The organism is Salinibaculum sp. SYNS191, from assembly GCF_037338445.1.
Classification (GTDB): Archaea; Halobacteriota; Halobacteria; order Halobacteriales; family Haloarculaceae; genus Salinibaculum; species Salinibaculum marinum.
In genome coordinates this window covers 2,440,148-2,462,484 of the sequence record NZ_CP147838.1, presented here as the reverse complement: position 1 = coordinate 2,462,484, position 22,337 = coordinate 2,440,148, and the positions used below count along the sequence as shown (strand labels likewise).

General features: G+C 65.3%; 27 protein-coding genes. 20 read left to right on the top strand and 7 right to left on the bottom strand.

Features of this window, described 5'->3' with window-relative positions; translation table 11 throughout:
* Positions 1-57 precede the first annotated feature (57 nt).
* Positions 58-1,242: a PQQ-binding-like beta-propeller repeat protein gene (locus WDJ57_RS13215; protein WP_338901283.1), complete on the top strand. Its 1,185-nt coding sequence runs from the start codon at positions 58-60 to the stop codon at positions 1,240-1,242.
* A 12-nt stretch (positions 1,243-1,254) separates the two neighbouring features.
* On the opposite strand, the gene WDJ57_RS13210 is transcribed toward WDJ57_RS13215, so the two are convergent.
* Both WDJ57_RS13210 and WDJ57_RS13205 read right to left on the bottom strand, forming a co-directional pair.
* On the bottom strand, positions 1,255-2,160 hold the full coding sequence (locus WDJ57_RS13210) for an alpha/beta hydrolase (RefSeq protein WP_338901282.1): 906 nt from the start codon (positions 2,158-2,160) through the stop codon (positions 1,255-1,257).
* 72 nt (positions 2,161-2,232) lie between these two features.
* A complete protein-coding gene (locus tag WDJ57_RS13205; protein WP_338901281.1) occupies positions 2,233-2,604 on the bottom strand; it encodes a cyclophilin-like fold protein in 372 nt (123 codons plus the stop codon).
* A gap of 79 nt (positions 2,605-2,683) precedes the next feature.
* On the opposite strand from WDJ57_RS13205, the gene WDJ57_RS13200 reads away from it, so the two are divergent.
* From WDJ57_RS13200 to WDJ57_RS13180, 5 genes are all read left to right on the top strand, one after another.
* Positions 2,684-3,109, top strand: coding sequence for a dCTP deaminase (locus WDJ57_RS13200; RefSeq protein WP_338901280.1), 426 nt, complete (start codon positions 2,684-2,686; stop codon positions 3,107-3,109).
* 253 nt (positions 3,110-3,362) lie between these two features.
* Positions 3,363-3,749, top strand: coding sequence for a 30S ribosomal protein S6e (locus WDJ57_RS13195; RefSeq protein WP_338901278.1), 387 nt, complete (start codon positions 3,363-3,365; stop codon positions 3,747-3,749).
* Complete coding sequence (locus tag WDJ57_RS13190) at positions 3,746-4,177, top strand: DUF7112 family protein (protein WP_338901277.1); 432 nt, start codon at positions 3,746-3,748, stop codon at positions 4,175-4,177. Before WDJ57_RS13195 ends, WDJ57_RS13190 begins: the two co-directional genes overlap by 4 nt.
* A gap of 83 nt (positions 4,178-4,260) precedes the next feature.
* Positions 4,261-5,139 (top strand): CheF family chemotaxis protein, encoded by an 879-nt coding sequence (locus WDJ57_RS13185; protein ID WP_338901276.1) that lies wholly within the window; start codon positions 4,261-4,263, stop codon positions 5,137-5,139.
* A gap of 137 nt (positions 5,140-5,276) precedes the next feature.
* On the top strand, positions 5,277-5,678 hold the full coding sequence (locus tag WDJ57_RS13180) for a twin-arginine translocation signal domain-containing protein (protein WP_338901275.1): 402 nt from the start codon (positions 5,277-5,279) through the stop codon (positions 5,676-5,678).
* Between the two features lie 286 nt (positions 5,679-5,964).
* Here WDJ57_RS13180 and WDJ57_RS13175 read toward each other — a convergent pair whose 3' ends face one another.
* The 5 genes from WDJ57_RS13175 to WDJ57_RS13155 all read right to left on the bottom strand — a co-directional run bounded on the left by WDJ57_RS13175 (position 5,965) and on the right by WDJ57_RS13155 (position 12,020).
* Positions 5,965-6,828, bottom strand: coding sequence for a CheF family chemotaxis protein (locus WDJ57_RS13175; protein WP_338901274.1), 864 nt, complete (start codon positions 6,826-6,828; stop codon positions 5,965-5,967).
* A gap of 66 nt (positions 6,829-6,894) precedes the next feature.
* Positions 6,895-8,127, bottom strand: a complete 1,233-nt coding sequence (locus WDJ57_RS13170; protein ID WP_338901273.1) for a HEAT repeat domain-containing protein — start codon at positions 8,125-8,127, stop codon at positions 6,895-6,897.
* A gap of 26 nt (positions 8,128-8,153) precedes the next feature.
* Positions 8,154-8,963 carry a CheR family methyltransferase gene (locus tag WDJ57_RS13165; RefSeq protein ID WP_338901272.1) on the bottom strand — a complete coding sequence of 270 codons (810 nt, stop codon included), beginning with the start codon at positions 8,961-8,963 and terminating at the stop codon, positions 8,154-8,156.
* Complete coding sequence (gene cheA / locus WDJ57_RS13160; RefSeq protein WP_338901271.1) at positions 8,960-10,963, bottom strand: chemotaxis protein CheA; 2,004 nt, start codon at positions 10,961-10,963, stop codon at positions 8,960-8,962. The genes WDJ57_RS13165 and cheA overlap by 4 nt, the downstream gene beginning before the upstream one ends.
* 1 nt (position 10,964) lies before the next feature.
* Positions 10,965-12,020 (bottom strand): protein-glutamate methylesterase/protein-glutamine glutaminase, encoded by a 1,056-nt coding sequence (locus WDJ57_RS13155; protein WP_338901270.1) that lies wholly within the window; start codon positions 12,018-12,020, stop codon positions 10,965-10,967.
* A 201-nt stretch (positions 12,021-12,221) separates the two neighbouring features.
* On the opposite strand from WDJ57_RS13155, the gene WDJ57_RS13150 reads away from it, so the two are divergent.
* From WDJ57_RS13150 to WDJ57_RS13085, 14 genes are all read left to right on the top strand, one after another.
* Entirely contained in the window at positions 12,222-12,647 is a 426-nt protein-coding gene (locus WDJ57_RS13150; RefSeq protein ID WP_338901269.1) for a chemotaxis protein CheW, read from the top strand.
* A gap of 53 nt (positions 12,648-12,700) precedes the next feature.
* Positions 12,701-13,426: an RAD55 family ATPase gene (locus WDJ57_RS13145; RefSeq protein ID WP_338901268.1), complete on the top strand. Its 726-nt coding sequence runs from the start codon at positions 12,701-12,703 to the stop codon at positions 13,424-13,426.
* Between the two features lie 163 nt (positions 13,427-13,589).
* Entirely contained in the window at positions 13,590-13,925 is a 336-nt protein-coding gene (locus WDJ57_RS13140) for an ArsR/SmtB family transcription factor (RefSeq protein ID WP_338901267.1), read from the top strand.
* Positions 13,926-14,177: 252 nt separating this feature from the next.
* Positions 14,178-14,459 carry a DUF7521 family protein gene (locus WDJ57_RS13135; protein ID WP_338906298.1) on the top strand — a complete coding sequence of 94 codons (282 nt, stop codon included), beginning with the start codon at positions 14,178-14,180 and terminating at the stop codon, positions 14,457-14,459.
* Between the two features lie 49 nt (positions 14,460-14,508).
* Positions 14,509-15,120 (top strand): archaellin/type IV pilin N-terminal domain-containing protein, encoded by a 612-nt coding sequence (locus tag WDJ57_RS13130; RefSeq protein ID WP_338901266.1) that lies wholly within the window; start codon positions 14,509-14,511, stop codon positions 15,118-15,120.
* A gap of 264 nt (positions 15,121-15,384) precedes the next feature.
* Positions 15,385-16,026, top strand: a complete 642-nt coding sequence (locus WDJ57_RS13125) for an archaellin/type IV pilin N-terminal domain-containing protein (RefSeq protein ID WP_338901265.1) — start codon at positions 15,385-15,387, stop codon at positions 16,024-16,026.
* Between the two features lie 8 nt (positions 16,027-16,034).
* A complete protein-coding gene (locus tag WDJ57_RS13120) occupies positions 16,035-16,664 on the top strand; it encodes an archaellin/type IV pilin N-terminal domain-containing protein (RefSeq protein WP_338901264.1) in 630 nt (209 codons plus the stop codon).
* A gap of 95 nt (positions 16,665-16,759) precedes the next feature.
* The gene (locus WDJ57_RS13115) at positions 16,760-17,410 is read left to right on the top strand and encodes a DUF7500 family protein (protein WP_338901263.1); all 651 of its coding nucleotides are present in this window, start codon (positions 16,760-16,762) and stop codon (positions 17,408-17,410) included.
* Between the two features lie 130 nt (positions 17,411-17,540).
* Positions 17,541-17,900, top strand: a complete 360-nt coding sequence (cheY, locus tag WDJ57_RS13110) for a chemotaxis protein CheY (protein WP_338901262.1) — start codon at positions 17,541-17,543, stop codon at positions 17,898-17,900.
* Position 17,901: 1 nt separating this feature from the next.
* A complete protein-coding gene (locus WDJ57_RS13105; protein ID WP_338901261.1) occupies positions 17,902-19,113 on the top strand; it encodes a chemotaxis protein CheC in 1,212 nt (403 codons plus the stop codon).
* A 2-nt stretch (positions 19,114-19,115) separates the two neighbouring features.
* Positions 19,116-19,640, top strand: coding sequence for a chemotaxis protein CheD (locus tag WDJ57_RS13100; RefSeq protein WP_338901260.1), 525 nt, complete (start codon positions 19,116-19,118; stop codon positions 19,638-19,640).
* A gap of 221 nt (positions 19,641-19,861) precedes the next feature.
* Positions 19,862-21,421, top strand: coding sequence for a FlaD/FlaE family flagellar protein (locus WDJ57_RS13095; RefSeq protein ID WP_338901259.1), 1,560 nt, complete (start codon positions 19,862-19,864; stop codon positions 21,419-21,421).
* On the top strand, positions 21,405-21,848 hold the full coding sequence (locus WDJ57_RS13090) for a flagellin (protein ID WP_338901258.1): 444 nt from the start codon (positions 21,405-21,407) through the stop codon (positions 21,846-21,848). The genes WDJ57_RS13095 and WDJ57_RS13090 overlap by 17 nt, the downstream gene beginning before the upstream one ends.
* Positions 21,849-21,864: 16 nt before the next feature.
* On the top strand, positions 21,865-22,326 hold the full coding sequence (locus WDJ57_RS13085; RefSeq protein ID WP_338901257.1) for a flagellin: 462 nt from the start codon (positions 21,865-21,867) through the stop codon (positions 22,324-22,326).
* Positions 22,327-22,337: the final 11 nt, after the last annotated feature.

Genomic DNA, 22,337 nt, shown 5'->3' with positions numbered 1-22,337 from the left:
GGGGCGAACACGACAGCGAAAAAGTATTTTGCGGCCACAGCCGAAAGGCGGCCCCGTATGCCCTCCACCCGCCGCGCGACGCTGGCGAGCCTCGGCGCTGCGACGGCCGCGCTCGCCGGCTGCACGACACTCGAAGACCTGCTCCGCGACCCGCCCGACCGGCGTGTGACGCCGGACTGGAGCCCCGCCCCCGGAACGTGGCCCGAGAGCGGCTACGGACCGGCGAACACGCGGTACAACCCGCACGCGACGCCGCCGCGAGAGCCGCCGACGGCGGCCTGGACCGAGTTCACGCGCGGTAACGTCACCTCGCTGGTCGTCGGCGACCGGCGGGTGTACGCCGGGACCGACGAGGAGGTCGTCGCGCTGGACCCCGCCGACGGAACCCGAATGTGGACGCGGGAGGCCGACGGGACGAGCGAACTCGCCTACACCGACGGTCGGCTGTACGAACGCGACACCGAGCGGGTCCGGGCCCGGTCGGCCGACGGCGAAAAACAGTGGGAGACGTCGGTCCCCGAACTGCCACTCGACGTCCACGAACAGGACGGGTACGTCCTCCTCCCGACGGGGGGCGGGTCCCTGACACTCCACGCCGACACGGGCGAAGTCGTCCGCGACAGAGACGGCGAGATGGGGCGAATAGCGGTCCGACCCGACGGGCTCTACGGGGCCGACTACGGAACGGTCGGCAGATACAGGCTGCGCAACCGGGGGCTGGCGAACCGGTGGACGAGCGACATTCCGGGACCGTACCAGGCGTACGCGCCGCCGGTCGTCGTCGGCGACGTGCTCTACCAGTCGGAACGGGCCCTCTCCGGCAGTGACGCGCCCGGGGGACGCCTCTCGATGTACGGCGTCGATGACGGGGCCAGACAGGGTGGACAGCCGTTCGACCACGTCCCGTTCGGCGTCGCTGTCGGCGAGAACCGGGTGTTCGTCGGGACGGCGACGATTACGGCGGGCGACCTCGGCGTCGCGGGGCGGTTCGTGGCGCTGGACCGGAACGGGAGCCGCCGCTGGGAGTACCGGGTCGGCGGCGGTATCGCACCGCCGGCGGTCGGCGGTGACGTCGTCGTCGCCGGCCCCTACGCCAAGAGCACGACGCCGGTGACGGCCCTCAACGCCGACTCGGGGCGGACCCTGTGGGAGCGGACGGTCCCCGGGAGCGCGGAACTCGTGGCAGTCGAGGACACTGTGTACGTCGGTGCTGCGGGGTCGGTCACGGCACTCAGACCGTGACCGAACGCGGCGTCACGCCACCCGGTCCTGGAAGTCACTGACCAGCCGGAACACCTCCTGCCGTCGCTCCCCGTGCATCATGTAGTGGTCGACGCCGGCCATCTCGACGTACTCGGCCTTGTCGACCGGTAGCCGGTCGAAACAGGCCAGCGACCCCTGGCGATCCGCGAGAGTGTCGTCGGTGCCGTAGAAGACCATCGTCGGCACGTCGATGTTCGCGGGGTCCCAGACCGGGTCGCCCCGTACCGACTCTCTCCAGTCGGCGATGCCGCCGGCCTGCGCGACGTAGGTGTCGTCGTCGACGCCCTGGTTGGACTCGACCTGCGCGCGCCAGATGGCGTCGAAGACTTCCGGGTCGTGGTCCGAGCGCGCCCGGACCGTCTCGCGGTCCTGCTCGAACCAGGCGCGGTCGGCGTCCGGGATGGAGAGCGCATCCAGCCCGGTCTCGAAGTCGTAGGCCGGCTCGTAGACGGGTGCGCAGTGGACCAGCGACGCGACCGGCGGGTCGTCGCGTTCGAGGTAGCGCCCCGTCGTGTGCGACCCCCAGGAGACGCCGACCAGGTGGACCGTGTCGTAGTCCTCGCGAATCCAGTCGACCACCGCGGCGATGTCGTCCGCGGCCTGGTCGGCGCGCGTCGGCGGGTCCCGTCCCTCCGGCGGTTCGTCCATCACCGCCGGCACGTCGCTGTCGCCGTAGCCGCGCTGGTCCATCGCGAAGGCGGCCCGGCCCAGGTCCGAGGCGGCGTGCAGCCAGGAGTAGGAGGTGTCGCCCTCGACGGGCGTGACGAACAGCGCCCGGGCGTTGGTGACGACGCCGTGGACGAACAGCACCGCTTCGTCGGCGTCGGCGGGCGAGCGTTCCCAGCAGTTCAGCGTCAGGCCGTCGTCGGCCGGCACGTCGTGCGAGCGGAGTTCCATGCGGACGACGTGCTCGCGCCGGCCTCAAATAGCGACAGGGTCACACTGCCACCGGGTCCCGCGCCCGCGAGGTCACGCCGGGTCGACTCGCACTGTTGCCCCGCCGTCGAGGTCCGCCAGCGGGGTCACGTCGTCGAGTCGTGCGACGACGGAGACCGGGCCGGCGGCCCGCGGTTCCTCGCCCTGGCTGGCGGGCGTCGGTCCCCAGAACAGACAGAGCGCGTCGCCCTGGGGCCAGTACGCCACCGCACCGACCGGGACCTCCTCCTGGGCGTTCTCCGGGGGCACGTCCACGGGAATCGAGAAGTACAGTTCGTCGCCCCACCGCGCCGCGTCGCCCTCGACCGGGAGCGCGTCGGCGATGGCGTCCCGCGTCTCCGGGTTCTCGTCCGTCCACGACGCCGCGAGTTCGTGGCCGTCGACGGTCACTGTCAGGTCGGTCATACGTACGAGCGCGGCCGCCGCCCACCTCAACCTGACGGCCAGACGTTTATTGACGCGCCGTGCGACACGCCCACACGCCATGGACTACGCGCAGTTCCTGACCGACGTCGTCCACGAACCGACACAGACCGAGGGGCGGGGGTTCGACCTGACCGTCGCCGAGGTGTACGAGGTGACCGGACCGGGTCGCGTCGACTTCGGCGGCGGCGAACTGGAACAGGCGGAGACGACGCCCCACGACAGCCAGAAGCGCGACCCCGACGACGACTACGAGTGGTGGCACCTGGACGCCGGACAGTACCTCATCGAGTACAACGAGGCCATCGCCGGCGACGGCATGACGTTCACGCTCCAGACCCGCGACGAACTGCTCGCCCGCGGTGCCTTCCACCCGACGCTGCACGTCACGGAATTGCCCCGCGTGCCCCTGTCGGTCGGCGGCGCGGGCATCCGCATCAAGGAGAACGCGCGCGTCTCGACGCTGGTGGCCGCCGAGTCCGAGTAGCGGTCACTCGGGGTCGCCCGGCCAGGGGACGTCCGACCAGACGACGACGGCGGCGAGGACGTAGGCCACGGCGGCGATGGCGACCATGCCGCCGGACCACACGTTCGAGGTGTCGCCAGAGGGTGGCCCAGGGCGGGACACGGAGGGCAGCGCGCATGCCGGCACTCACCAGCGGTCAGCGTGAGTATGTTCGGGTGTCGGTGGCCGCTCGAAAAAGGTGGGCTTTTTAGGCCAGACCGGTTTCGAGTGGACAATGGCAGAATTCACCGTCGCCGTCGCGGACCCCGAGGACGGCACGACCTATCAGGTAGACGTGGCAGACCAGGACGCGAACCGCTTCATCGGCAAGGAGATCGGCGAGGACGTCGACGGGAGCGCCGTCGGCCTCGACGGCTACACGCTGGAAATCACCGGCGGGTCCGACGACGCCGGCCGACCGATGCGCGAGGACGTCCTCGGCGCGGACCTCAAGAACGTCCTGCTGGAGGGCGGCACCGGCTACAAGCCCCAGACCGAGGGCGAGCGCAAGCGCGTCACCGTCCGCGGCCGCGAGGTCAGCAACGCCACCCGCCAGATCAACGCCACCATCACCGGCCGCGGCGGCGGCGAGGTCGCGGACCTGCTCGGCGACGAGGAGTGAGCGACCGCGTCCCGTCCGACAGCGACGCCGTCGATACCCACCGCGCGCACGTCGAGACGGTCGGGCGGACCGCCCGCCCGCGGGTGCCGGTGCCGGAAGCTATCGACCTCGCCGTCGGTGACGTGATTCGACTCTCGCTGGAAGGCGACACGTACCACACACAGATAGCGGAGGCCCTCGACGGCACGCCCGACATCCGCGGGGCCTTCGCCAACGCGCGCCTGGCGCGGACACCGAACGAGGGCGAGGACCACCTCCGGCCGTGGACCGAAGCCGTCGGACTCAGTGCTGGGGACCCCGTGCTGGTCGACGTGGTGACACCGGGGTTCAAAATCGGACTGCGCCGGCCGGGCGAGCGGGTCGTCTACGAGGCGACGGACGCGCCGTCGGGGTCGCTGGCCGACATCGCGCGGGACCTCGACGGCTAGCGCGCGGCGACACCTCGTTTTCTCAACTGATACTGGCACGAAACGCTCAATATACGGCCGGAGTAATTGTCCGTCAGGAACACATGTCGGAGTCCGTCATCGCCGATTTCGTCGCCAAATTCAACTCCGAGAGCACCGCCCGGGGCAAACCCGCCACGGGTCGGGTGGTGCTCAGCCAGAAACGGCTGGTGCTGGCGGCGAACGACGAGGAGAAGGCGACGATTCCGCTCTCCGCCGTCTTCGACGTCGCCGTCGGGCACGTGCCCGACGACCTCGGCGACTTCTTCGACTCGACGGTCACCATCGCGTTCGAGCGCAACGGGAACCGCTACGTCGCGGCCGTCGAGGCCGGCGACGACAAGATAGAGAAGTTCTCGACGGTGCTGTTCAAGGCCATCCTCAACGGCACGGACATGACCGTCAAGCACCCGGCGCGGGTGGGCGGCCGCGTGACCGACAGCGAGTACGCCCCGGCGAAACTCTTTCTCCAGCCCCGGACCGTCGAGTTCAGGGGACGCGACGGCAGCGTGGACATCAGCCTCTCGACGGTCACGGAGTTCAGCCGGAGCACGCGGGAGATACACGGCACCAAGGCACCCGTCCTGGAGGTCCGCCACATGGACGAGGGGCAGTCGACGCTGACGATGGCCGCGACCGACTCCCCGCGGAAGATGTCCATCCTCGGCCGGTACCTCCGGCTCGAGTACTCGGACCTCATGGGCGAACTCGAAGACGTCGAGATAAACAACGACGAGAAGGAGATTCTCGTCGCGCTGTACTCCGGCGCGGGCGAGCAGGGCATGTCGCTGGCGAGCGTCGTCGGCAAGGACCCCTCGAAAGTGACGATGATGCTCAACAGCCTCGAAGCCGACGAACTCGTCGTGGACTCGAAGCAAGGGACGAAACTCACCCCGAAAGGGCAGGTCGTCGTGAGCAACCACCTCGAAGACGTCAACGCCTGAACCACGAGACAGCGCCGGGAAAGGTCGAGTTATTTCCACGCGAACGTGAAGTATCTAAAAAGTCCGCTGTACGCGGGCCATAACTATTCGCCTGACCGGTGAGACTTCGCACGGGCCATCGCGCCCGGTAACCCCAGATGGACGACAGAGAGCGGTACGACCGACGAACCGTACTGACGGCCGGCGCAGCCATCGGAGCGACGGTGCTCCTCGCCGGCTGTGGCTCCCCGGATACCGTCAACGAGACAGACGGAATCAACGACACTGACGTGGAGACGGAAACCGAGATGGCAGGAGCGGTGGAGACCGAAACCGAGACGGAGATGGCTGAAGCGACAGAGACGGAGATGGAGACGGAGACCGAAGCCGGAATGGACGAAACCGAGACCGAAGCCGGAATGGACGAAACTGAGACCGAAGCCGGAATGGAAGAAACAGAGACCGAAACCGGAATGGAAACCGCGTCGCCGGCGGGAAACGAGACGATGGAAGGCGGGTCCGAGATGGAGACGGCGACAGAGACGGCCGAAACGACCTGATTCGGGCCGTCGTCGACGGCCCGGTGATTTTTCCTGGCACGACCGGAGCACGGCCACCCGCTCAGTGTGCCCTCGCGCGCACCCTCTGATATCGTGCACTCACAGCCACGGGTCGCCGCTCGCTATTGGTGATTCCTCGCTTCGGTCAGAACCACGCTACTCGCTGCTCGCGGCTCCTAGTGTCGCCGCTCGCTATCCGAGGCCTCACTTCGTTCGGCCTCGCTCCTCACGGGTCGCTTCGCTCCCCGTTCGCGCTCCGTGGTTCTTCCCTTCGGTCAGAACCACGCTACTCCTCACCCATCGCTTCACTCGCGATGTGCCGGCCGCGGGCTTTCAGCGTCACCTCGCGGCGGACGCGCCGCTCTTCGAGGATGCCCTGTTCGATGAGGTCGTCGAACGTCTCCTCGACGGTCTCGACGTCCATCCCGACGAACTCCGAAATCTGGAACGGCGAGACGCCGGAGTACAGCGCCATCAACACCTCGCTCTCCTCGTCGGAGAGTTCGACGTCGGTGGTGTTCTTCTGCTCGCCCTTCCGGAGCAGCGAGGCGAGTACCTGCACGTGCTGGCGCTTGCCGGAGATGTTCGTCTGGACCGCGGTGGCGTCCTCGGTGTGTTCGACCTCGACGACCGCCCGCTCCTCGCCCGCGACCGTCGCCTCGTGTTGCTCGACGGACCCGACGTCGTCGATGTCGATTTCGACGAACTGCCCGGTGGCGATGGCGAGGTCGACCTCGCCCTCGTCTATCTTCAGCCGGCCCTTCTCCCAGCCGGTGTCCTGGACGACGCCGCCCTCGACGGCGGGGTGTTTCGCGAGGATGACCTCCTGGTCGAGAATCGCCCTGTAGAGGGTGTGTTCGAACGCCTCGTGGTCCTTCGGCGAGATGAGCGTGACGTCCCCGCCCATCTGCAGCGAGATGTAGCTCGACACCTGCGCGAGCGGCTGGTTGGCGTCCTGGCGGCCCTTGATGGTCCGGATGCGCGACAGCGGGATGGTGCGCTTGCCCTCGTTGCTCACGAGCACGAGTCGCTTCGTCGAGAGGAGGATACGGCCGCCGACCCACTCCACGTCGGGCACTTTCCGCCCGTCCTTGACGACCTGCGCGAACTGGCCGCGCTGGTCCGCCAGCTTCTGTTCACCCTCGCTCATCTGTGGCTGCGCTGTTCGTGCGTTGGAGGCACGGCAGTATTAACGGTTCGGCTGCCCACGCCGGCATCACATCCCGGAGTGACCGCCCAGCTTCGACAGCGCCGAGAAGGCCTTCTGTCTGACCTGCTCGTCCTCGGTGTCGTCGAGCAGTTGCTCGATGCGCCGGCCCGTCTCCTCGTCGCCGACCTTCCCCAGCGTGAAGACCGCGTGGCCGCGGGCCGTGCTGTCCCCGTCCGTGTCCTCGGCTATCTCCAGGAGTTTCCGCTCGACGTGGCTGCCGCCGATTTCGGCGAGGCTCGTCGCGGCGAACTGCTGGGCCATCTGGTCGCCCTCCTGGAGGACGTCGACCAGCGCGTCGATTGCGTCGTGGTTGGTCTGGTCTTCGGTCACCCGGCCGAGCAGCCACGCCGTGTTGCGCACCTGGGCGGGCTGGGTGCTCTGGCGGAGAATCTCGACCAGCGGTTCGACCACGGTGGCGTCGTCGGTCTCCGAGAGCCGCTCGACGACAGTCTCGCGAATCTCGTGGCTCTTCTCGGTCGGGACGTTCGCGAGCAACTGGATGAGCGAGTAGACGGCGGTCCGCCGGACGGCCGAGGACTCGTCGCCCAGCGCGTTGATGAGCGCCTCGACCGGGCGGTCGTTGTCGAAACTCCCGAAGCCGGCGACGGCGATGCGCCGGACGCGCTCGTCGCTGTCGTCGTACAGCTCCAGAAGCGCCTGCAGCGCCTGGCGGTTGCCGATGTTCCCCAGCGCCTCCGCGGCCTCGCGGCGGACGCCGGCCTTCGGGTCCGAGAGCAGTCCCGTGAGCGGGTCAGTCGCGCGTGCGTCGCCGATGACGCCGGTCGCGCGGGCGGCGCGAGCACGGACCCGGGGGTCCCTGTCGTCGAACACTTTCGCCAGTTCCGGGACCGCGTCTTCCACCTCCAGTTCCCCCAGCGCGTTCGCCGCGGCCATCCGGAGTTCGGGGACATCCGCCGACAGCGCGCGGACGAAGGCCTTTGCCTTCATCCAGTCGGCGGCGTCGTCGTCGAGGTCGACGTTCGCCATCCGCGTGAGCAGCTGCTCCAGCGCGTCCTGACCGAGCTGGTCGAGCGCGTCGATGGCCTCGGCGGCGACCTGCCCCTCCTCCTCGTCGGCAGCCTGAACCAGCGCTCTGACGATGTCGTCGCGGTCGTCGTGGTCCTCCAGCCGCCCCAGCATCTCGGCGGCTCGCTGGCGGACGCGCGGGTTCTCCGAGCGCCGGAGCGCCCCGATGAGTTCCTGGGCGTTCCCCTCGCGCTCGTACTCGTACAGCGACATTGGCAGGGGGTACGACCGGTCGACAATTAGTCCCGTCGGTAGATGCGGTGTTGCTTGTGCACCGGCTCGAAGTGCTCGCGCGATTCCGAGGGCAGGGTCTCGGTCATGCCTATCATCAGGTGCCCGTCGTCGCGGAGCGAGCCGCGGATGGTCTCGAAGATGGGAATCTTGTAGTCCGCGTCGATGTAGATGAGCAGGTTCCGACAGAGCACGAGGTCGAAGTCACGCTTCGGGTCGCCGCGGATGAGGTCGTGCTGTTCGAACGTGACCTTCTCCTTGACCCGGTCGCGGACGGCGAACTCGTCGCCGTCCTGGTCGATGTACGTCGAGTAGTCCTCCAGCGGCTCCAGTTCCTCCGCGATGTCGGTCGTCTGTGAGGTCTCGTACTGGCCGCGGCGGGCCTCCCGGAGGATGTCGCGGTTGATGTCCGTCCCCGTAATCTCGATTGCGCGGTCCCGGATGTCGGGGTCGTCGAGCGCCAGCATCGCCACCGAGTAGGGTTCCCGGCCGTCGGCACAGGGGGCCGACCAGATGCGCACCCGCCGGGAGTCGGCCGTCAAATCGCGCAGGACCAGGCGGAGCTTCTCCCAGGCATCGGGGTTGCGGAAGAACCCGGTGACGTTGATAGAGAGCGAATCGAGCAGGGCGTCCTGCTCGTCGGCGTCGCGGTCGAGCAGGCGCTGGTAGGCGCGGTAGCTGTCGACGTCGGTCCGGCGCATCCGCGCGGTGATGCGGCGGTCGAGGTACGCGTCGTTGTAGAACCCCGATTCGAAGTCCATCTCCGCCTCGATGTACTCTAGCAGACTGGTGAAGGCCCGGTCCTCCTGGCGACTCATAGGGTCACCACGTCGAGGATGTGGACGATGTTGCCGTCGCCGAGTACCGCCGTCCCGGAGAGACCGGGGGTGCCACTGAGGATGCCCTCCAGCGGTTTGACCACCACCTCCTCCTGTGCGTTGACGGAGTCACACTTCAGCGCGACCTGGCGCTCGGACTCGCGGATGCGGACCAGCATCCCGTCGTCCACCTCCTCGACGTTCTCCAGGTCCAGGTCCTCGCCGCTGCCGTCGGTCGCCGCGCGGCCGGGCACGTCGAAGGCCTCCCCGAGGTCGATGACGGGGTAGATCTCGTCGTTGTGCTTGATGACCTGCTGGTCGTTGACCCGCTTCATGTCCTCCGTGCGGGTAATCTCGTCGACGTTCTTGATGGGGATGCCGTACTCCTCGTCGCCCACCTCGACGAACAGCACCTTGACGATAGCCATCGTCACCGGCAGGCGCAGCGAGACGGTCGTCCCCTCGCCGGGCGTCGACTCGACGTCGACGGAGCCGTCCAGTTGCGTGACGGTGTCGTGGACGACGTCCATCCCGACGCCGCGGCCGCTGGTGTCGGTCACTTCATCGACCGTCGAGAAGCCGGGGTGAAAGACCAGGTCGTAGATGGCCGAGTCGTCCATCGTCTCCAGTTCCTCCGGCGAGCGCACGTCCTGGGCGATGGCCTGCTGCTCGATGGCCTCAACGTCCAGGCCGGCCCCGTCGTCCTCGACCTGGATGATGACGTGGTCGCGCTCGCGGGAGGCCCGCAGCGTGACCTGGCCCTGGCGGGGCTTGCCCTTCCGTTCGCGTTCCTCCGGCGGCTCGACCCCGTGGTCCAGGGAGTTCCGGATGATGTGCATCAGCGGGTCGGAGATCTCGGTGAGGATGGTGCGGTCGAGTTCGATGTCCTCGCCCTCGATGTCGAAGTCGACCTCCTTGCCGAGTTCCCGCGAGAGGTCCCGGACCATGCGGGGGAACTTCCCGACGACTTTCTTCAGCGGGATGAGCCGCATGTCCATCACCGTGTTCTGGAGGTTCGCGGTAATCTTGTCCAGTTCGTTCAGCGTCTCCCCCGCCGAGTCGAGGTCCTCCTGTTCAACCGCCCGGCGGAGCTTGATGCGGCTGGTGACCAGTTGCTCGACCAGGCCGTGCAGGTCGTCCAGCTGGTCGACGTCGACGCGGACGGACTTGATTTCGTCGACGGAGTGGTCCGAGTCGCCGCCGCTGTCCCCGGCGGAGGAGTTGTCGTCAGACCCGCCGAGGTCGTCGGTCACGTCGGTGACCGTCGCCGCCGCGATTTTGCCGACCGACTCCATCTCGGCGTCGACCCGTCCCAGGTCCCCGGCGTCGATGAAGAGGCTGAAGGTGTCGTCGTACTCGCCGTCCTCGATGGCCGCGCGGTCGGGACTGGTCGCCAGGATGTCGAACACCTCCTCGACGCCCTCCATGGCGAAGATGGCGTCGACGCCGGGCATGTCCGTCTCGCCGACGTCGACCGCCACGTGGACGACCTTCTCGTCGGCGTCGTCGGGGTCGACGTCGACGGCGTCCAGGTCCACGTCCGCCGCGCCTGCCCCGGACCCGCCGCCGGCGGTGCTGGTGCCGGCGTCACCGCCCGCGCCGCCTTCGCCGGCGACCTCGACGCCCTCCTCCAGCACCGCGCGGAGTTGCGAGACCATCTCGTCCGTCTCGGTCTGGGGTTCGCCGGTGTCCTCGATTTCGCCGACGATGACCTCTATCTGGTCGACGCCGGCGAAGATGAGGTCCATCACGTCGGGGGTGACCTCCATCTCGCCCTGGCGCATCTCGTCGAGCAGGTCCTCCATCGCGTGAGCGAGGTTCGAGGCCCCCTCGAAGCCCATCGCGCCGAAGTTGCCCTTCAGGGTGTGGGCCGTCCGGAAAATCTGGTCCATGGCCTCCCGGTCGCTCGGGTCGGACTCCAGGTCCAGCAGCGAGTTGTTCAGTTTCGTTATCTCCTCTTCACTTTCGCGGATGAATGCGTCGAGATACTGGTCGTCCATGTTAGTTCACCTCTGCTCGTGCCGTGTGCAGAATCCCGTCAACGATGTCCTCGATGGGGAGCACCTCGTCGACGGTACCCGTCTCGATGGCCCGCTTTGGCATCCCGAACACCGCCGACGTCTCCTCGTCCTGTGCGATGGTCCGGCCACCGGCCGCCTTGATGTCCTCGATGCCGGCCGCGCCGTCCTCGCCCATCCCGGTCAGGATGACGCCGACCAGCGGGTCCGTGACGACCTCCGCGGCGGAGGTCATCGTCGTGTCGACGGCGGGACGGACGCTGTTGACCGGCGGGTCCTCGTTGAGTTTCACCCGCATGCGCCCGCTGCGGTAGTTCGAGACCACCATGTGCTTGCCGCCCTGGGCGACGAGTGCCTCCCCGCCGCCGATGCGGTCGCCGTGGCCGGCCTCGCGAACGTCGTAGTCGCTGCGGGCGTCGATGCGCTGTGCGAACCGCCCGGTGAACCCGTCTGGCATGTGCTGGACGACGAGCACGCGAAAGTCCGCCGCCAGCGGGAGCTCCGACATGACGCGTTCGACCATCTTCGGGCCGCCCGTCGAGGACCCGATGAGCAGCGTCGGGTTGTCGACGTAGGTCCGCGTCGACGGCGTCCCCGTCCGCGAGGGGCCGTCGTCCCCGCCGGAGTCCGCGGGGTCGACCTCGGCGACGCTCGTCACCATGTCGACGAGCTGGTCCTCCAGCCGAGACATCTCCATCGACACCTCGCCGCCGGGTTTCGTGAAGAAGTCGACGGCACCCTTGTCGAGCGCCTCGAAGGTCACGTCGGCGTTCTCGTCGGTGTGGGCCGACAGCATCAGGACCGGCGTCGGGTGCTCGGACATGATGCGGTCGACCGCCTCGATGCCGTTCATCTCGGGCATCTCGACGTCCATCGTCACGACGTCGGGGTCAAGGTCAGCGACCGTCTCGACGGCCTCGCGACCGTTTCGTGCCTCGCCGACCACCTCGATGCCGCCGTCCTCGAGCATGTCCGAGATGACACTCCGCATGAAGTGGGAGTCGTCGGCGACGACCGCCCGGGGGCGTCTCCCGACCATCAGACGGTCACCCGGGTCAGGTGGGGCTGCTGGCGCGACGCAATCGGCTCCATTCTCGTCCCGAAATGCGGTTACGTGGGGGATAAATACACCGCTCCCGTAATCAAATGTGATAGCCTGGAGGGCAGATTTAAGACGTTTTGCCAGTTCTCACGAACTACTGGCAACACCGCCGTCGGGTGGTGAGAAGCGAGGGAGACTATGTCAACAACCAACGGGCAAGTACTCGAATTCAAGCTTGGCGAGGAGACGTACTGCGTGAGCATCGACTACGTGACCGAAATCGTGGACATCGGTGACCTGACGACGGTGCCGAACTCGCCGCCACACGTCGAGGGCGTGATGGACCTGCGCGGTCGGACGACCTCTATCGTCAACCCCAAAGTCGTCTTCAACATCGGCGGCAACGGCGAGGAACGGCGCATCATCGTCTACGACCCCGACATCGTGGAGGACCAGGGGGCGGCCGGGTGGCTGGTCGACGAGGTGTACCAGGTTGTCCAGGTCGACGAGGCCGACGTCGACACCTCTCCGGCCGAGGACGACGACGCCATCCGCGGCGTCGTCAAGCGCGGCGACGGCGACTTCGTCATCTGGGTCGACCCGAAATCCGTCCACGCAGGGTAGAACAAGACTTTTCTACACGGCAGCCACAGTTCGTCACAACCAACTTATAAAACATGATTGAACTAACGAAAACAGGCATCGACGGTCTCGACGACATCCTCAACGGCGGTATCGTGAAGAACTCGACGACGCTCGTCAGCGGGAATCCAGGGGCAGGCAAGAGCATCTTCGGGCTGCAGTACATCTACAACGGGGTCGAACTGTTCGACGAGAAGGGCATCTACCTCTCCTTCGAGGAGAACGAGAGCGACCTGCGACAGGCCGCCGAGTCTATCGGGTTCGAGAACTGGCAACAGCACGTCGACGAGGGGACCATCAAGGTGTACGACAAGCAGGCGCTGCTCCGGGAGAACGACTTCAGTGCCGCGCTGGAGTTGCTGCTGGACGACCTCGACGACGAGCAGTACGAGCGCCTGGTGCTCGACTCGCTGACGATGTTCCAGCTGTTCTTCGAGGACGAGCGCGAGAAGCGGACCTACCTGCTGAAGTTCACGGACATCCTCCGGGAGAACAACCTCACCACGCTGATGACCAACGAACAGGGGACCGTCTTCCCCGAGACAGACATCGGCCTGGAGAACTTCCTCACCGACGGCAACATCTTCCTGCTGCAGACGCCGACCGACTCCGGGGTGAACCGCTACGTCTGGGTCGCGAAGATGCGTAAGCAGAACATCGACACCGACATCTTCCCGATGGAACTGGGGCAGGGTGGCATGAAGGTCCACCAGAACGCCAGCGCCTTCTCGATGATGAGCGAGGAAGACTCGCCGATCTGAGCGCTGCGAGTAATTATTGCCAGTAAAAACGGCCGTTTTTGAGTGTTTTAGAGCGCAAGAGTCCACTCTGCTCGTGAGAGGATTATTGCGGGAAAGTAGCGAAAACGCACCATTTCAATACCCGATATTTTTATACTATGCGTGGTTTAGATTTTGATAACCGATGGCTACCGTGGATTTGCTCCAGACGCTGGGGAACAAATACAGCGCGGAGATTCTGGACGCGACCGAGGAGCCACGTTCGGCCCAGGAACTGAGCGACGAACTGGAGATTCCGATCGCGACGTGCTATCGGCGCATCGACGAACTGACCGAACACGACCTGCTGGAACTGCACGACAACATCCTCTCCGACGACCGGCGTCGAATCAAGGTGTACCGCCGGAACGTGGAGGCGATTCGCGTCGACTTCGAGGAGGACCTCTCGGTGAACGTCGAGGAGCGCTCCGAGGTCACCAACAAACTCGACGAGGCGTGGCGGACGCTCTCGGAGAGCTAAGTTAGGTTGGATTTCATAGTCTTCGCCCACGCGCGCGACCCGCCGACCCCGGCGCGCCAGTACGACCCCCCAGCGCGCCAGTACGACCCCCCAGCGCGCCAGTACGACCCCCCAGCGCGCCAGTACGACCCCAGCATGACGCTATCGCCGTTCTGACGCCTTGCTATCACTCGCTGGATGCCGTTATCACGAGAGATATTTTCGAAGGTGGATTTAAGAGACGATGGTAGTAACTACGAGGTAGTGACCAACATAGTCGAAGTCCTCTACGCGGTGACGACGCTGGTCTTCGTAGTCGCTGGACTGACGATGGTGGGCATGGCCGTGCGTGCGTACGTCCAGACCGCCCGTCGCGCCATGTTGCACCTCTCGGTCGGATTCTCGCTGGCGGTGGCCGGCGCTGCTGCCACGATGATCAGCGCCTTCCTGCTGAACTTCAGCGGGAGCTACCTCGAATCCCTCCTGCTGGTCAACAGCGGCTTCACCACGTTCGGGTTCCTGTTCGTGATGTACAGTCTCGTCACCTACGAGTGACAGCAAGCGCAAGAATACACCCGTGTCCCCTCTCAGCCCCCTCTCCACGGTGACACCACACACCCGGGAGCGGGGACAGGCCGGCATCGGGACGCTCATCATTCTCATCGCGGCGATGTTGATCGCGGCGCTGTCTGTCGGAGTGATGTTCGAGACGACTGGACTGCTCCAGGGCAAGACGGCGTCGGCGAGCGGCGACGTCTCCGACCAGATAACCGGGCAGATAGAGATAATCGCAGTCTCCGGACAGGTGTACGATGGGACCACCGTCGATGTCGTCAACGTCACCGTGAAGTCTGCCGACGGGAAGGCGGTCGACCTGCGCGACGCCACGATACAGTGGGTCGGGCCGTCGGGTGCAGCGACGCTCGTGTGGGCGGGCGCAAACGCGACCGGTCCGACGTTCGGCATCACCATGGTCGGGTCGGCAGGCCAGCGAGTGTTGGCTGACGACACCGACCGGGCGACGCTCACTATCGACCCGGGTGACGCAATCAACGCGACGACGCGGATAGACGGGCAGACAGTCGACATCGAGGAGACTGGCGCGGGACTCCAGCCCGGCGACCGGGTCAGTGTGGACATCGTGACGGACTCGACGACGACCTATTCGCTCCGTGTTCCGGACAGTCTCCGGGGGAACGAGACTGTCGGGTTGTGAATACTCCCACATAGCCGACAACTATCAGGAGTCGAATCGGGGGTCACCTGCTCGGTCGTGCTCGAATACGACCGTGATCGGTTTCCCGCTTTTCAGCGCCCAAAACAACCAATATCAACTTTGAATCCCGGTTTTCAACGGTTGAATTGGCCTATATGCCAGTTACCTCAGTTTTCATTGTCGATAATTAGCGGGTTACCCTTATTAACACTGGATAGGAATCGTCAGGATAAGTCTGCGGCAGATGCCCAGGCGAGACAAACCATGAAACTGGAAATGCCACACAAGCGAGACAGAGGCCAGGTCGGTATCGGGACCCTCATCGTGTTCATCGCGATGGTCCTGGTCGCCGCCATCGCGGCCGGCGTCCTCATCAACACCGCTGGCTTCCTGCAAAGCTCAGCCGAAGACACTGGCCAAGGTGCCAGCGAACAGACCACCAACCGCCTCACCGTCGCATCCAGCGTTACTGGGTTGGTGAACAATTCATCATCCCCTAACGCTGCCGTCGGCAAAATAAATATGAACGTGAAACGAGCACAGGGTGCAGAAGACATCGATCTCAGTGACACCACCATCCAGTTCGTTGGTCCAAACGGGGTTGCAGACCTGATATACAACAGTTCACTTGATGGTGGTGGCGGCTACGCTAACTTTACTGTGGAGAAAGTGCAGGACGACGGCAAAAGTCTCACCACCGGGGACCCAGTCCTAAACGACGCTACGGATCAGGCGAAGATAATAATTGATCTGAACAGCAGTGGTAGCGTTGACGCAATGGGCAACATGACGACTGGCGAGGAAGCGACGATGACGATCACGACGCGCGCCGGCGGTGAAACCGAGGTCCGCGTCAGAGTACCCGACACTCTCTCCGGGAAATCCGCCGTCACCCTCTCACCTTAACTAGAAAAATGAAACTGGAAATGCCACACAAGCGAGACAGAGGCCAGGTCGGTATCGGGACCCTCATCGTGTTCATCGCGATGGTCCTGGTCGCTGCCATCGCGGCCGGCGTCCTCATCAACACCGCTGGCTTCCTGCAAAGCTCAGCCGAAGACACTGGCCAAGGTGCCAGCGAACAGACCACCAACCGCCTCACCGTCGCATCCAGCGTTACGGGAGACGTAATTGGAAACAATGTCACAAACATTTCGATGAATGTCAAGCGGGCGCAAGGTGCAGAAGACATCGACCTCAGTGACACCACCATCCAGTTCGTTGGTCCAAACGGAGTGACCGACCTCACGTACAATGAGACGGTAAGCGTGGGTGAGGCAAACTTCAATGTAAGCAAGGTGCAAGACAATGATAACAGTCTTGACACTGCTGAAAGGGACCCAGTCCTAAATGACGAGACAGACCAAGCGAAAATCGGTATCAACCTTGGCGGTCAAGGTTCAAATGATCCGGCACTCGTCAACATGACGACCGGCGAGGAAGCGACGATGACGATCACGACGCGCGCCGGCGGCGAAACCGAGGTCCGCATCAGGGTACCCGACACCCTCTCCGGGAAGTCCGCTGTCACTCTCTCGCCCTAACGCCGCTCCCTTTCTTCCGTTCTTGCACACGCGAGAACAGCCAAGCGTCAGACATCGCCGACGGAATTATACCGCTCTACGACAGATAACGAAGTATGCCAAACGGGCCAGAGGATATCGAGCCCGACGATGGGGGGAATCCCGAGGATGGACCTATTCTCTCGCCCGAAGAGCTGGAAATCGCCGAGGACGAACACGTCACCCAGCTCGACGAGGGCCGGTTCGTCGTCTCACCTGATGCCCGACAAGATAGTGACCAATCTCATCAACCAGGGACGACGTCTGCAGAGCAGCCAGACCCAGACCCGTCACAGCAGCCCTCGAGCCAGCAGCGAGAGTCAACGTCACCGCAACCGCGTCGAGCGGAACAGAATCCCCGAGAGCAACGACGGGAGATATCCCGCGACGATGTACACAAGTGGCTCAGACAGAGCTTCGAGAACGGTGGCTCCCGCTACGGCTTCGACGTGACGGCGACGTTCGACGGAGCCGTCAGTCAGCGGCGGATGGCATCGAACGACGTGGTGACCATCTTCGAGAGTCTCATTCTCTGGTACGCACAACAGGTCGACGAGGACACACCAGTCGAAGAGATACTGGGCATCCTGCTCATGGAGGCAAACGTCCCGATTCGGTACCCTCCCCAGAGTCTGAAGAATCTCGTCAAGTCGACCGGCCTCGGACCAAACGACACGATCGCCGACCTCCTCGCCGCTGTCGACGAAGACGACGGTGTGGAACTGTAGGCAGCGAGAGAGAAGCGCGAGACTGCCAAAGTTGTAGTATCTGTCCCTGCGCCGTCACGCGAATATCAACGCCGATAATTTACGGGACACATTTATCCCGCTTTTCGGAGTAGACACGGGACGAGCAGGTATGGCAGAAGTACTGATAGCCGACGACTCGGAGTTCATGCGCAATCTCCTGCGGGAGATTCTGGAGGAGGACCACACCATCGTCGGAGAGGTGGAAAACGGCGTCGAGGCGGTGGAAGTGTTCAAGGAGGAGCGGCCGGACCTGGTGATGATGGACATCGTGATGCCCATCCGGGACGGCATCGAGGCCACCGACGAGATAAAGACCGCAGCCCCGGAGGCGAACGTCATCATGTGTACCAGCGTCGGCCAGGAGGAAAAGATGAAAGAAGCCGTCAAGGCCGGCGCTGACGGCTACATCACCAAGCCATTCCAGAAACCGAGCGTGATGGAAGCGATTCAGGACGTCGTGCCATCCTAGGATGAAGGTAGACGTCCAGTCGCTCGGTACGTTCAACCAGCTCGCCCACGAGGGGGCAGAGCAGGCGACCCGCTCGATGTCCCAGATGACGGGCATCGAGGCCGCGGTGGACGTGACGAAGATATCGCTCGTCGACCGCGCCGACATCGGCGAGGAACTCGGGACCAGCGAGTTCGTCGGCGTCCAGTTCGGCTTCGAGGGGGCGCTGAGCGGCGAGACGGTGCTCGTCTTCGACCGCGGGAGCAGCGACACCATCGTCGACGCGCTCATGCCGGGTGCCGACGACCCGGGGATGGCACAGTCCGCCGTCGAGGAGATCGGCAACATCATGATGAGCGGCTTCATCGACGGGTGGGCCGACCACCTCGGGGCGGCAATCGAGCACACGCCGCCGGAGTACATCGAGCGGACGGGTGCGCGCGTCCTGCCGGACGCGCCGGCGGCGAGCGAGAACGACCAGATATTCGTCTTCCGGAGCGAAATCGAGTGGCTCGACGAGTCCGTGAACTTCTACATCTACATGCTCCCGGAGTACGGCCCGCTGGCGAAGCTGATGGGCGACCAGGCCGAGGCTGCCGACGACGCCATCCCCATCGAGAAGCTGGAGGTCTTCAACCAGATGACCCGCCGCGGGACCGAGAAGGCCGCGGAGAACGTCGAGATGATGGCCGGCATCGAGACGGAGGCGGAGGTCAGCCAGATATCCTTCGCGCCGATCGAGGACGTGCCGAAGCAGGTGGGCAACGACACCTACGTGGGGACGGTGGTGGAGTTCACCGGCGTCCCGAGTGGCTTCCTGCTGGTGCTGTTCGACGAACCGTCCGCGGTGACCGTCGCAGAGGCGCTGATGCCGATGGAGGTCGACGGCGAGGGGTTGACCGACCAGCACAAGGCGGCCATCGAGGAGCTGGGGAACATCATGACCAGCGGGTTCGTCGACGGGTGGGCGAACGTGCTCCAGCAGTCCGTGGACCACACGCCGCCGCGGCTGGTCCACGACATGGGACAGGCGATCATCGACCCGCTGGCGGCTCAGCTCGGCCAACAGCAGCGTCACGCGTTCATCATCGACTCGAAGATGAAGACCGACGAGGTGGAGTTCGAGAGCGAGATACACGCGCTCCCGAACGAGGCACAGTTGCGCGAGGCGCTGGAGGCCCTGGAGGTCGACCGCGCCGACCAGACCGAGGCGGACGTCGAACAGATATTCTAGTCATGAAAGTCTACGACGGGAGCACCCAGTCGGAACAGGCGGAGGAGGCGGAGCCCGAGCGGGTGAAAGTCGGCATCGCCGAGTACGACGTGACGACCGACGGGGCGGTGCTGACCACGAGCGGACTCGGCTCGTGCATCGGCGTCGCGCTCCACGACCCGGAGACGGGCGTGTCGGGACTGGTCCACGTCATGCTCCCCTCCGCCGACGAGATGGACGACGGGAACGCGGCGAAGTTCGCGGACACCGGAACGGAACTGCTCGTCGAGGAACTGGAGGCGGCCGGCGCATCCACCCGGCGCATCGAGGCGAAAATCGCCGGCGGCAGCGACATGCTCGACTTCTCCGAGAGCGGGACGGGTATCGGGGTCCGCAACGCCGAGCAGGTCCGCGAGACGCTGTCCGAGTACGGCATCCCCATCGTCGGCGAGGACGTCGGCGGCGACCACGGCCGCTCGCTCCGGTTGGAATCCCGGACCGGCGACCTCGTGGTCAAGAGCGCGAACCAGGAGGACTCCCGCCTCTGAGTCGGGGGCTGCGTCCCCGTCAGACGACCGGCCGACACTGTTATTACGATTGATACGTCACACCATGCGCTCGCGAGTTTAGCGCCGAAATCAACGTCAGACATAAATTTCGGTTTCTATGTGAGTAATTTACCATTAAACGTACGTATTAAATTAGTATATTATCAACGATGATAGGCTAGACGGTACATTCAAGAGTGTAAGTATCTACTTTTCAGCCAATGAGTAGTGCCGCGTTCGCCCAGCCCCTGCAGACCGTCGTGCCGGAAGTGACGGATGCAGTGTGGCTGTTCGTGCTTCTCACGGGCGGACTCGTCGGCATGAGCATCCGGAACATGCTGGAGGGTATCGTCGGCGACGAGGACGACGACCCGGACACCAGCGACGACGACGACCTCGGCGGCGGCGGACTGATGGCCGAGGACGGTGACGACGGCGGCGACGACCTCGGCGGGCTGGGCGGCCTCGACGACGGCGGCGACGACCTCGGTGGCTTCGGCGACGACGAGTTCGGCGACATGGACGACGGCGGCGGTGGCGGGGGCAACGTCGACGAACTCGAACACCGCCTCGACGAACTCGAAAACGAGGTCGGGAGCCTCTCCTCGACGGTCAACACGGTGCGCAACGAGAACGAGCAGATCTCCGAGAGCGTCGAGGAGGTCGAGGAGAACGTCCGGAAGCTGCTGGACATCTACGAGATGGTGACCCGCGGCGTGAACCCCTTCGCCGACGACATCGACGCCGGGATGGGCGGCGGCATGGGCGACGGAGGCTCCTTCGGCCTGTTCGACGACGACGGCGACGACGGCGACGGCGACGACGAACTCGACGCCGACATCGCCGAGGCGGACGCGGAGGGCTTCTTCGACGACGACCTCGTCGAGGACGAGGGAGGCATGGAGCCCGACGGTGACGTCGACGACGTCCTCGGCGGCGACGGCGGTGGCGACGACTTCGAGGACGCGTTCGACGAGGGCTTCGACGACGGCGGTGACGACCTCGGAGGAATGGACATGGACGACGACACCGATTCCGACGACAGCGGCGGAACGTCCTTCGCGGACCTGAAAGACGAGTACGAATCGGGTAACGCCGACTGGGCGGACGACGATGACGACGCCGCGGACGACGAGGGCGAACTGGCGATGGACGAGGAGTTCGAGGATGCCGACGACGGGCTGGAGGACGCAGACGAGGAGGCCTTCGAGGACGACCTCGCCGACGACGAACTGTTCGACGACGTCATCGACGAGGAAGAACCGGCCGACGGCGGTGCCGACGCCGTCGAGGAGACGACCGAAACGGCGGTCGAACCCGAGCCCGAACCAGAACCCGAGCCCGAACCGACCACGGAGGTGACGCCGGACCCCGAACCAGAACCCGAGCCGGTCGCGGAACCCGAGCCGGAACCAGAACCGACGGCGGAGACCGAGGAACCGAGCACCGGCCAGTCCTCGGACGAGGGGAAACCGTACCTGGCGACGCTCCCGGAGGGTTTCGCCTCGGACCTCATCGTCGTGGAGTGGCTGGAGTTCCTCGTCGAGGAGGCAGGCGTCCGCGAGACGGCTCGCGCAATCGACTACTACGAGAACATCGACTGGATAGACGAGGCGGTCGCCGACGACCTGCACGAGTACCTGCGCGGCTTCGACGGCGGCGACACCGGCACGCTAACCATCGACCACCACACGCAGAGCCTGAAGTACATCAGCCAGCTCAACGGTGGCAGTGCCGCAGTTGGTATGATGGGGGGTGGTCTCGATGGGATTCAGCGTTAGCGGCTCGGCGGCCATCATCTTCGCCGCGCTCTTCATCGCCTTCGGCATGTGGTACACCGCCTCGGCGAACACCTTCGAGCAACTGAACGACGCGAAGTCGGACCGGACGGACGCGGTCCGCGCAGCGGGAAGCTCGGGCGTCGACGTGACGAACGCGACGTACAACGCCTCGACGGACGAACTGACCGTGACCGTCGAGAACACCGGTGCGGCACAGTTGACGCTCGACTCGACGGACCTGCTCGTAGACGGTCAGTATCAGACGGACTGGCAGGACAACGCCACCGTCGAGGGCAACGCCGACACGCGGCTGTGGCTGGGCAGCGAGGTGCTGACGGTCACCGTCTCGCTGCCGAGTCAGCCCGACCGGGTGAAAGTGGTCGCCGGCACCGGCGTCTCGGACACCGCAGGGGTGACCGCGGCATGAGCGGAGGTGACCACTGATGGGATTCGGCACGAGCGGCAGCCTGCTGGTCGTCTTCACCGGGCTGTTCATCGCGATGGGGACGCTGTACACCGCCACGGGCAACGTCAGCGAGCAACTGAACGAGGCCGGCGAGACGCAGAACGAACGGTTCCTCGCCGCCCAGGAGACCGACGTGACCGTCACCCGGGCGGAGTGGAACACCACCGAGTCGAACCTCACCGTCGCCGTCGAGAACGGCGGCGAACGGGCGCTGTCGGTCGAACACACCGACGTCGTGGTCGACGGCACGTACGTCCCCGTCGAGGTGTTCGAACGCGCCGACGTCGACGGCGTGTCGACCGATACCTGGCGGCCCGGCGAGGTGCTGGTCCTCGAAGACGCCGACACCGTGGCCGACTTCCCGGCGGCGCCCGGGCGGGTGAAGGTCGTCACCGAGACGGCCGTGGCCGACGTCGCGGAGGTGACCGTGGTCCCATGACGGGGTCGCGG